The sequence below is a fragment of the Aquicoccus sp. SU-CL01552 genome, from assembly GCF_040365005.1.
GTDB lineage: Bacteria > Pseudomonadota > Alphaproteobacteria > Rhodobacterales > Rhodobacteraceae > Antarcticimicrobium.
The window spans coordinates 120,841-131,434 of the sequence record NZ_BAABWV010000010.1; the positions used below are offsets into that span (position 1 = coordinate 120,841).

At 64.3% G+C, this 10,594-nt stretch carries 9 protein-coding genes; 5 read left to right on the forward strand and 4 right to left on the reverse strand.

What is annotated here, in order from left to right; all coding sequences use genetic code 11:
• Positions 1–33: 33 nt before the first annotated feature.
• Positions 34–720, reverse strand: coding sequence for a 3-oxoacid CoA-transferase subunit B (locus tag ABWV23_RS12840; protein WP_353348330.1), 687 nt, complete (start codon positions 718–720; stop codon positions 34–36).
• Positions 717–1,424, reverse strand: coding sequence for a 3-oxoacid CoA-transferase subunit A (locus tag ABWV23_RS12845; protein WP_353348332.1), 708 nt, complete (start codon positions 1,422–1,424; stop codon positions 717–719). The genes ABWV23_RS12840 and ABWV23_RS12845 overlap by 4 nt, the downstream gene beginning before the upstream one ends.
• A gap of 102 nt (positions 1,425–1,526) precedes the next feature.
• On the opposite strand from ABWV23_RS12845, the gene ABWV23_RS12850 reads away from it, so the two are divergent.
• Together ABWV23_RS12850 and ABWV23_RS12855 are read left to right on the forward strand one after the other, a co-directional pair.
• On the forward strand, positions 1,527–2,009 hold the full coding sequence (locus ABWV23_RS12850) for an IclR family transcriptional regulator domain-containing protein (RefSeq protein ID WP_353348334.1): 483 nt from the start codon (positions 1,527–1,529) through the stop codon (positions 2,007–2,009).
• Between the two features lie 419 nt (positions 2,010–2,428).
• The gene (locus tag ABWV23_RS12855) at positions 2,429–3,475 is read left to right on the forward strand and encodes a site-specific integrase (protein WP_353348336.1); all 1,047 of its coding nucleotides are present in this window, start codon (positions 2,429–2,431) and stop codon (positions 3,473–3,475) included.
• 127 nt (positions 3,476–3,602) lie between these two features.
• On the opposite strand, the gene ABWV23_RS12860 is transcribed toward ABWV23_RS12855, so the two are convergent.
• Together ABWV23_RS12860 and ABWV23_RS12865 are read right to left on the reverse strand one after the other, a co-directional pair.
• Positions 3,603–4,712 (reverse strand): ParB/RepB/Spo0J family partition protein, encoded by a 1,110-nt coding sequence (locus tag ABWV23_RS12860; protein ID WP_353348338.1) that lies wholly within the window; start codon positions 4,710–4,712, stop codon positions 3,603–3,605.
• Positions 4,705–6,114 (reverse strand): AAA family ATPase, encoded by a 1,410-nt coding sequence (locus tag ABWV23_RS12865; protein WP_353348340.1) that lies wholly within the window; start codon positions 6,112–6,114, stop codon positions 4,705–4,707. The genes ABWV23_RS12860 and ABWV23_RS12865 overlap by 8 nt, the downstream gene beginning before the upstream one ends.
• A gap of 518 nt (positions 6,115–6,632) precedes the next feature.
• On the opposite strand from ABWV23_RS12865, the gene ABWV23_RS12870 reads away from it, so the two are divergent.
• The 3 genes from ABWV23_RS12870 to ABWV23_RS12880 all read left to right on the forward strand — a co-directional run bounded on the left by ABWV23_RS12870 (position 6,633) and on the right by ABWV23_RS12880 (position 10,520).
• Positions 6,633–7,850, forward strand: a complete 1,218-nt coding sequence (locus tag ABWV23_RS12870; RefSeq protein ID WP_353348342.1) for a replication initiation protein — start codon at positions 6,633–6,635, stop codon at positions 7,848–7,850.
• A gap of 205 nt (positions 7,851–8,055) precedes the next feature.
• Positions 8,056–9,348, forward strand: coding sequence for an amidohydrolase family protein (locus ABWV23_RS12875; RefSeq protein WP_353348346.1), 1,293 nt, complete (start codon positions 8,056–8,058; stop codon positions 9,346–9,348).
• 179 nt (positions 9,349–9,527) lie between these two features.
• A complete protein-coding gene (locus ABWV23_RS12880) occupies positions 9,528–10,520 on the forward strand; it encodes a BMP family protein (protein WP_353348348.1) in 993 nt (330 codons plus the stop codon).
• Positions 10,521–10,594: the final 74 nt, after the last annotated feature.

Here is a 10,594-nt window from a genome sequence, read left to right on the forward strand (position 1 = left end):
TCGCACATCAGTCACAGATATAGACGTCTTGCATCACAGGTCCTCCGGAACAATCAACTCGGCGACCGGGCCGCCGGTGTGCAGGGTCGCGCCCGTCACCGCCTGCAGGTCCGCCATGGAAACCGCGGGCAGTTTTTCGCGCAGCACGAAATGCGCGTCCTCGACATCAATCACCGCCAACGAGGTGTAGACGCGGGTCACGCACCCCTTGCCGGTCAGTGGAAAGCTGCATTGCTCGACCAGCTTGGGCTTGCCGTCCTTGGTCACGTGATCAGTGACCACCGCCACCCGTTTGGCCCCATGTACCAGGTCCATCGCGCCGCCCACCGCCGGCACACCGCCGCGCCCGGTGGACCAGTTCGCCAGATCGCCGTTCTGCGCCACCTGGAACGCGCCAAGGATCGCCACGTCCAGATGGCCGCCACGCACCATGGCGAAACTGTCGGCATGGTGAAAGAACGCCGTGCCAGGGCGCACCGTGATCGCCTTCTTGCCGGCATTGATACAGTCCCAATCCTCCTGCCCCGGCTCGGGGGCGGGACCGAAATCCAGAACGCCGTTCTCGGTGTGAAAGATCGCCTGCCGGCCTTCGGGCTGGAACTTGGCCACCATCTCGGGAAACCCGATGCCGAGGTTGACATAGGCGCCGTCGCCAATGTCCTGCGCCGCGCGCCATGCGATCTGCGCGTTGGTCAGTTTGATCTCGCTGATATCGGTCATGGGTATACCGCCCCCTCGCGGTTGAGCACCTCTTCCTGCGCCGGATCCGTCACCTCGACGACGGCATCGACGAAGATTCCCGGTGTCACCACATGTTCCGGGTCGATCCCGCCAAGCGGAACAATGCGACGCGCCTGCACGATGCTGCGCCTCGCCGCCATCGCCATGACCGGGTTGAAGTTCCGCGCTGCCATCCGATAAGTCAGATTGCCATGCGGGTCGGCGCACTCCGCCTTGACCAGCGCGTAATCGGCCTTCAGCCAGCGTTCCCGCACGTAGTGCCGGCCTTCGAACTCCTCGACCGGCTTACCCTCGGCCAGATCGGTGCCATAGCTGGTGGGCGTGTAGAACGCCGGGATGCCGGCGCCGCCGGCACGAATGCGTTCGGCCAGCGTTCCCTGCGGCACGATCTCCAGCTCGATCTTTCCCGCCTTGTAGAAATCGTTGAAAACCGTGGGATCGGCGGAACGCGGAAAGGAACAGATCAGCCGGCGCACCCGACCCTGTTCGATCAGCGCGGCCAGTCCGACATGCCCATTGCCCGCGTTGTTGTTGATGACCGTCAGATCCCGGGCACCCTGGTCGATGAGGGCGTGAATCAGTTCGATCGGCGCGCCCGATCCGCCAAAGCCGCCGATCATGACGGACGCGCCATCGGGAATATCGGCAACCGCCCCGGCCAGAGATGAGATTGTTTTGTCCATGCGGAATCCTCCTGCCCGGCAGTGCTAGGAACAATTTCGGATCGTTTCCAGACATCTCGTTCACATAATTCATTTGTTCAAAATGCTTATTCTGGTGGTCGCATGGTGAACAGATCCGACTTCATAGGTTCCCTGGCCAAGGGATTGAGCGTGCTGGAGGTGTTTGGCGGCGAGACCCCGCACCTGTCGATCGCAGAGGTGGCCGAGGCGACCGGGCTGATGCCGGGATCGCGCCTGCCGGCGCATTGCCCCTCGATGGGGCGCAGGTTGTTCGCGGCGTTGCCGCCGCCGCAGGCCCGCGCGTTGATCGACAGGTTTGACCTGACACCGCACACGGTCAACTGCGTCACCGACCCCGGCGAGATCATGGACCGGATTGCCCAGGTGCGGACTGACGGCTTTGCCATCATCGAACAGCAGGGCGAGATCGGTCTGCGCTCACTCGCGGTGCCGGTGCTGAACGCCCGCGGCTTCGTCATCGCTGCGCTCAACACCGGCCTTGCCGTCTCCGAAGCGGATCTTGTCCGCGACCACCTGCCCAAATTGCTTCGGGTACAAGCCGGGTTGCGCAAGATCCTGACCTGATGCCTGACGTGGTGCCCGGGCGAAGATCTGGCCTGCCCAATCCCCGAACAGGTTCGGCAGGATCTCGAGGTGATAGAACCGGGCGATGTTGTCGGCCGGCACGCGGCGTTCGAAATGGCCCTGCATGGGGACCTCCGGTGTCTCGGAATGCTCCATACATGATGGCACGAATTCGACATGATGCGCAAAATAAAACAGGTTTGCACAGCACCGATGCGAGTTGTGGATACAGATAATTATACCCGATAAGTACCGTTATCACGCCTGTTGCGAAAGCGCCGGAAAAGCCGCAATATCCCCGCCATGTCACACCTTGATCCCCCTCGCCTGCCTTGCCACTCAAGCCGAGACGCCGCCCTTCGGCGCCCGCCACGGGACATGCCGCTTCAGTCGCAGCCCCATGCCTGGGGAGGGAACACTTGACCCACCTGCCCTTCCCGATCCGCACGCAGCTTTCCGAAGCCGACCAGGCGGCGCTGACCGATCTCTATGTCCGCGGCACGCCGGAGAACACGCTGCGCGCCTACGAGCGCGACCTGCTCTACATCACGCTGTGGCGCGAGATGGTGTTCGGCGCCGGGCCCGAGTGGCCGGAGCGCGAGGAGGTGGCGCTGCGGTTCATCCTCGATCACGCCCGCGACCTCGGCACGGCGGAGGCGGCGGACAGCGCCCGCATCGCCGGTGAGGCGCTGGTCGACGCCGGGTTGCGCAAGAGCCTCGCCTGCCCTGCCCCGGCGACGCTGGATCGCCGCATCGCCTCTTGGCGGGCGTTCCACCGGATGAAGAACCTGCCGTCGCCGTTCGAGGCGCCGATGCTGCGCCAGGCCCGCGCCAAGGCGCGCCGTGTTGCCGCCCGGCCCCGGGCGCCGAAGTCGAACAAGCCCATCACCCGCGACGTGCTGGAACAGATGCTGGCGACCTGCGGCCGCGATCTGCGCGGGATGCGCGACCGGGCGGTGCTGATGCTCGGTTGGGCCAGTGGCGGACGACGCCGCTCGGAGCTCTCGAGCCTGCAGCGCGAGGACCTGTCGCTGGAGGAGTTCGAGGAAACCGGGCTGATCTGGATCCACCTGCTGGAGACCAAGACCACCCGCCGCGATGCGACGCCACGGCTGGTGCTCAAGGGCCGCGCCGCCCGCGCCGTCGCGCGCTGGATCGAAGCGGCGGAGATCGCGGACGGGCCGCTGTTCCGACCGATCAGTAAATCGGGGCGCCCCCTGCCCCGCCGGTTGTCGCCTGACGGGATCTACCAGATCGTCAAGCGGCGGCTGGTGCTGGCCAGTCTGCCGGAAGACATGGCCAGCCCGCACGGGTTGCGCTCCGGCTTTCTGACCCAGGCAGCACTCGACGGCGCCCCGGTACAGGCCGCCATGCGGCTGTCCCTGCACCGTTCCATGGCCCAGGCGCAGCGCTACTACGACGACGTGGACATCGCCGAGAACCCGGCAACCGATCTGTTGGAGTGAGGGGATTTAGTTGGTTTGCGCCTTTTCACTGCGGGGAAACAAATCGCCACGCGCTCTTTGACACGTCCGCATTTCCGGGTTGGTTTCGCCGCTGCACCCGACAGGTTTCGCGGCGAAACCTCGATCCTTAGGGTTCCAGCAGGTTCTGGATTTCCGCCATCAGCGTATCCATGATTTCGCTGTCGACCGCCTTGCCCTCGAACCGCAGGATGTGGCCCTTGCTGTCTTGTGCGCGGCGGATGGTGATGCCGCTGGAGGTGCGCACCGTCTTGCTGTCGATCCAGCCGTAGTCCTGCGGTTTCGACTTTGGCCGCCCGCCCCGGCTGGCGTCACGCGGGGTCTTCTCGATCGCCGCAAGGACCGGTTCGATCAGCGCCCATTCCTCTTCGGCGTCTTCCGGTGCCCGCTCCGCAAGGGCCTCGCGCAGCCGCGCCTCGGCGCCGAACCGCAACGCCGAGGCAAGGCGCAGACCCCGCTTTTCGGTCAGGGATTCGGGGAAGACCAGCATGTCGCCCAACTCTTCGAAGACCAGCGCGAAGGAACGGACCTTGGATCGCTTGGCCTTTGACCCGGTGGCGAAGAGCTTGTTCACCGCCTCCTCGGTATTGGCAAAGGCGCCCTGGTTGGCGGCGATCACCGCGATGCGCCCGCGCTCGAAATGGCTGAGTTCCTGCCGAACCTCGTTCTCCTCGACCATCGAGACAAAGGCGGCATCGGCCTCCGAACGTTCGCGGATGATGGCACGGATGCGGGTGTATTTTTTGGCCTCGGTCAGTTCCAGCAAGCCGCGCACCGCCAGCAATCGGCGATAGCCCGAGAGCAACCCATACCGCTTGCCATCGGTGCCGGGGGTCTCGAGTTCGAACACCTCGACCGGCAGGCGCAGCCCGTTGGTGGCAATCGACAGCCGCAGCTCGGTCTGTTCCTCTTCGCTCAGGGCCATGCGATCGCGCACCAGCGCGTTTTCGTCGATCTCCTCCACTGGCAGCTCGACCATCAACAGACCCTGGTCCTCGGCCGCCTTCAGCCTTGCCGCATCGGCCTCGGTCTTGGCGCGGGCGGCGCGGGTGTCCGGGCTGGCGGCCTGAACCTCTGCGGCGGTTTCTGCGGCAACCTGCGCTATCGGCGCGAGGCCACGGGCCGGCGCGGGCTTGGGGGAGGTTTCGCCGCGAAACTCCTGCTCCAGCCGATCGAGATCGGCGGTGCTGGGGGCCGAAAGACGTCTGCGTTTAACCATGTGCCTGTTCCTCTGCTGCGGCCTGTTCCTCGGCCTTTTCCATCTGTTGATCCCGCCACCACGTACCCAGGATCAATTCCTTGACCTCGGCCCAGGTCCGGTCGAAGGTCTCGCGCCCGCGCACGTAGGTGTCGCGGTTGAACTCCCGGTAGTCGGCCTCGTAGATCCCGTTGACCTGCTCGCCGGCCTGCCCGACCATCGCCGTCAACTCCTGCCGATAGGTGGTCATGAAATCCCCGAAATAGGCCTGGATCACGTTCGCCAGGTCGGTCTGTTGCGCCGCGTCGAACCGCGTGACCAAGGCCCGGACCGCATCCCACTCAAAACGCATCTCGGGCAGGCCGTCTCGGCGGCGGGCGGCGTTTTCCCCCTCTTCGACGCTGGCAAAGGTGGAATAGAGCATGTCGAAAAAACGCCCGGTGGAATCGAACTCCAGGAAAGAGGCGCCAAGCGGCACCAGCAGGATATCGGCGGCCGCCAGCGCGTTGATGGTCAGGTAGCCGAGTGCGGGCGGAGTATCGAGAATGATGATATCGTATTCGTCAACGATGCGGTCGTTGACCAGTGCGTTCGACAGCGCATCCCAGAGCGGCCAGCTGCGCAAGCCCATGCGCCAAACCGGCACCTGGAATTCCGCCCAGTAGAGATTGAGCTGCGCACCGAGCAGGTCGATGTTGGGCCAGTGGGTCGATTGGATCACGTCGCGCGCCGAAACCGTCAGCGCCTCGGTCAGGGTCTCGTCGAAGGGCAGGGGAGGCTGACCGGCGGCCTCGCGCACCCGGTTCTCGTCCTGCAGGGCGAGGGCGTAATCCTTGGCCAGAAGCGGAAAAGCGGTGGACCATTCGTCGGGCACGTCGCCGCCCATGATCGAGGTCATCGAGCCCTGGCTGTCGAGGTCGACCACCAGCACCTTGTAGCCGTCCAGCGCGGCCGACATGGCGATATGCGCCGCCGTCGAGGTCTTGCCGACCCCGCCTTTGAAGTTCGCCACCGCGATAGTCTTGGCCGGCAGCCCCTCGGGGCGCCAGGGTCGATATTCGCGCCCGGCGGCACCTTCGGCCGCGAAGTGATCGCGGAGCTTGAGAACCTCGTCCAGCGTGAACCACTTGGAATTGCCCTCGCCGGTGCCCTGCGGCAACTCGGGGTTCTTGCGCAGGACACGGCGGAAATGGGCCGGGGCGACGGGGATGAGATAGCGGCAAACCTCCCACGTGGAGAAGCGGCGCAGGCGTTTGCGGCCATCGGGGGCATAGCCACGTTCGGCGAGATCCTGGCGCCCGCGGGCGGCGAAGGCGGCCGCCTTGGCGAATCGCGCGGTATCGATAGGATCGGACAGACGCTCGGCCGCCTTGGCGGGGTCGATATTGAAATAGGGGGGGAGGGGATCCTTGCCTGAGGACATGTCACTTCCTTTGCGATGTGCTGCTCTGATCGGTATTTTGGCGAAACTATCGCACATGTGCCACGGCAAGTGAATCGCAAAGGGCGGAATACCCCCTGAAATCAATGTTTTTCAGAGAAAGCGGCGGCATAAAGCTTGTTAGATTCTTTGAGAAATTTAGAATCTTTGCGTCTGAAAAGTAGTTGTATATCAACATCTTACATGCAGTTCGGAACCTGAATACGGGACCAAGGGGACCTGTTTACAGGACCAAGGGCACCCGGTTACGGGATCAGCGGCACCGATTCGCGGGAACAAGGGGCCCTGTCTGCGGTAGAGCCTAATATAGCGGGGTTTCGCGGCGAAAACGGCGGGGCACCAGTCCTGTCGGTCCCGGAAATGGGTACCTTTATCGGGGACCTCATGGGAAAGGTACCTGTCTACGGGAGAGCCGGTGCCCGGTTTTGGGAACCCTTTGCGCAGTTGCGCGAAGGTACCTTATTCGGCATAGTGGCGGCAACAAAAAGACGGGCAGGGCGATGGACGATATTCCGCGCGATCAGCTGACCGGCGCATTGCGCCGCGGGGCGGTCAAGAAACACGTGGCGGCGATCCACGTGTCGGGCAAGCTGACGCTATTGCAGCGCAAGCTGTCGAACGTGCTGCTGCTCAATGCCTATGACACGCTGACCAACCGCACCCGGCATGAGATTGACGCCCGGACCCTGTGCCTGATGATCGGCTACAACTCCAACGACATGGACACGCTGAAGCAGTCGCTGCGTGGTCTTGCCGAGACCGTGGCCGAATGGGACATGCTGGACGCCAAGGGCCAGCAGGAATGGGGGGTGTCCAGCCTGTTGAGCTATGCCAAGCTCAAGGGCGGGGTTTGCGAGTACGCCTATTCCGAGGCGCTGGCGGAAAAGCTGCACGACCCCAAGGTTTTCGCGCTGATCAACCTCAACATCCAGCGGCGCTTTACCTCGGGGCATGCGCTGGCGCTCTATGAGAATTGCTATCGCTTCGTGCGGACCGGGTCGACGGGCTGGTGGCCGCTGGACCTGTTTCGCCGGCTGATGGGGCTGGACGGGTCGAGTTATTACGAGAGCTTCAAGCATCTGAACGCCAAGGTGATCAAGCCGGCGGTGGCCGAGGTCAACAAGACCAGCAACATCATCGTCACACCCGAGACGCGCAAGAAGGGCAGGGTGGTCACCGAGATCCGGTTTCTCATCAAGGATAACCCGCAGCTTGCCATTCTGGACATCGACGATGGCGAGGGGCTGCGCCACGGGCCGGTCTATGCCCGGCTGCGCGAACATGGGGTGAGCGACCGTCTGGCGCGGCAATGGCTGGCCTCGCACGGGGAGGCGCAGGTGGCGGCGAAGATCGACTATGTCGAGGGCCGCAAGAACGTGCGCAGCAAGGTCGGGTACCTGAGCGCGGCGCTGGATGGCGATTTCGGCGCGCTGGAGGGCGGGCCAGGGCAGGCCGCCGCGCCAAGCGGCCGCGCCGAGCGGCTGGCCCGGGTGCTGGAGGTGGTCCGGGCGCGCACGCCAACCCAGCGCGACGCGGACAAACGCCTGTTCCTGAGCCAGTTGACCGACGGTGCCGCGCGTCAGGATTTCGAGAACCATGGCTGGATGTCGCCGCTGAACACCGCCCGCATCGCTGCCTTCTGGGAAGAGATGTCGCCGGGCCTGTTCGATGGAATTGCCGCAGATGGCGGTAAAGAGGCGCAGGCGGGCGGCTCCTGACGGGGGGATCGGGCGTCGTCATGCGCGATTGCTACATCACCGGAATCGCAGCCGATGGTCGCAACAGCGCTTTCTACGTTGCAGAGCTTTCGGGCAGACGGGATCCAAAGCGAAGGTTTCCCACGCCAGGCGCCATGGGTCGGGATGACAGTCTGTTCTCGAGGACATAGGGTTGCGCCGAGATAACCAAGACAGGACCCCGCCCATGTTCGACCTCGTGATCAAGAATGCGACGCTGCCCGATGGCCGGACCGGCGTCGATGTCGCGGTACAAGACGAACGGATCGCTGCCGTTGAACCCGGCATCACCGCCGAGACCGGGCAGGTGATCGACGCGGAGGGATTGCTGCTGAGCCCGCCTTTTGTCGATCCGCATTTCCACATGGATGCGACCCTGTCGCTTGGCCTGCCGCGGATGAATGTCTCAGGGACCTTGCTGGAAGGGATCGCCCTGTGGGGCGAATTGCGGCCGACCCTGACGAAAGAAGCGTTGATAGACCGGGCCGTCCGGTACTGTGACCTGGCGGTGTCGAAGGGGCTTCTGGCGGTGCGCAGTCACGTTGATGTTTCAGACCCCCGGCTGGTGACGGCCGAGGCGATGCTTGAGGTCAGGGAGCTTGTCGCGCCCTATCTCGACCTTCAACTCGTCGCCTTTCCGCAGGATGGGTATTATCGTGAGCCGGGGATCGAAGAGGCGCTGAGCCGGGCGCTCGACATGGGGGTCGAGATCGTCGGTGGCATCCCGCATTTCGAACGCACGATGGACGATGGCGCGAGGTCCGTCGAAGCCCTGTGCCGGATCGCGGCGGACCGGGGTCTGATGGTCGACATGCATTGCGACGAGACCGACGATCCGATGTCGCGCCATGTCGAGACGCTGGCTGCGCAGACGGTCCGTTTCGGGTTGCAGGGCAGGGTGGCCGGGTCGCATCTGACCTCGATGCATTCGATGGACAACTACTATGTCTCGAAACTGCTGCCGCTGATGGCCGAGGCGCAGATGGCGGCGATCCCGAACCCCCTGATCAACATGATGCTGCAAGGGCGGCACGATACCTATCCCAAGCGGCGCGGGCTGACCCGTATTCCCCAGATGATGGAAATGGGCATTCCCGTCGGCCTTGGACAGGACTGCGTGATGGACCCGTGGTATTCCATGGGGACCGGCGATCTGCTGGACGTGGCGCATATGGCCGTGCATGCGACGCAGTTGGGATCGGTCGAGGACAAGCGCGCGATGTTCGACGCGGTCACGGTGAATTCGGCCCGCATCATGGGGCTCGAGGGCTACGGACTCGACGTCGGCTGCCACGCCGACATGGTCCTGCTTCAGGCGCGTGACACGGCCGAGGCGATCCGGCTGCGCCCGAACCGGCTCAAGGTCATCCGGCGCGGCAAGGTGATTGCCGAAACCCCCGCCGAGCGCAGCAGGCTGAGCCTTCGGGGCCGTCCCGAATCCGTGGACCCCGCCGCCTATGCCCCCGGGAATACGATTTGACCGTTTGGTCAGAAATTGCCTAATATGGCGGCAATCGCGGTGGCTCTTTCGGCTGCCGATTGATTGGCGCGCTTGACATGGATCGCCGGCAACGGGCTCAATCGCCGGGTGCTGCATTCAAGGGCACCCAGACCACGCCCGGTGCTGTCCCGGGCAGACAGGGACAAGGAATTTCACGGATGACACGACTTCTTATCAATCGCCGCCGTCTTCTGGGCACGGGCGCTGCCCTTGGCGCGGCAACCCTTTTCGCGCCGTCCATTCTGAGGGCGCAATCGACCCCTCTGAAAGTCGCCGGCATTCATGCCTCTCCGGTCGAGAACACCTGGAACTCGGTTCTGCATGCCGCGATGATGGCGGCGAACGAGGACGGGTCGATCGAGTATGTCTTCTCGGAAGGGGTCTCGGGAACCGACTATCCGCGCGTCATGCGGGAATATGCCGAGGCCGGGCACACGCTGATCGTCGGCGAATCCTACGCGGTCGAGCGCGAGGCGCGGACCGTCGCGGGCGATTATCCCGACACGGCGTTCCTCATGGGGTCGTCGGGCGAAGCGGCGGGCGACAATTTCGGCGTCTTTGGCACCTGGAACTGGGAGGCGGCCTATCTCTGCGGCATGCTGGCGGGCGCGATGACCGAGACCGGCACGGTCGGTTCCGTCGGCGCGATTCCGATCCCCGAGGTCAACATGCTGATCAACGGCTTTGCCGATGGCGCGCGGGCGGTGAACCCGGATGTGAAACACCTGGTCAGCTTCATCGGCACCTTCTTCGATCCGCCCAAGGCCCGCGAAGCCGGTCTGGCGCAGATCGACAGCGGCGCGGATATTCTGTTTGGCGAACGGATCGGCACGGCGGATGCCGCCAAGGAGCGCGGGATCAAGGCGGTCGGGTCGATGATCGACTACACGCCGCGCTATCCCGACACCGTCTTTGCCAATGCGCTCTGGTCGTTCCGCCCGCTGCTGGATTCCGCGGTGGCCGATGCCGCTGCGGGCAACCCGACGGGCAAGAACTACACCCCGCTCAGCCTGATGAAAGACGGCGGCAACGATATCGCCTACGTCGAAGGGGCGGCCCCGGCTGACGCCGTGGCGAAGATGGAAGAGGTTCGCGCGGCGATCAAGGCGGGCGAGTTCGAGGTGCCGCGCAATTTCGACGAGCCCAAGTAAGACGACGTGGTGCGCTCTTTCGGGCAACATAGACTGCCCCGCCCGGGTGCCGGGCGGGATCAGCAAAGGTGCCC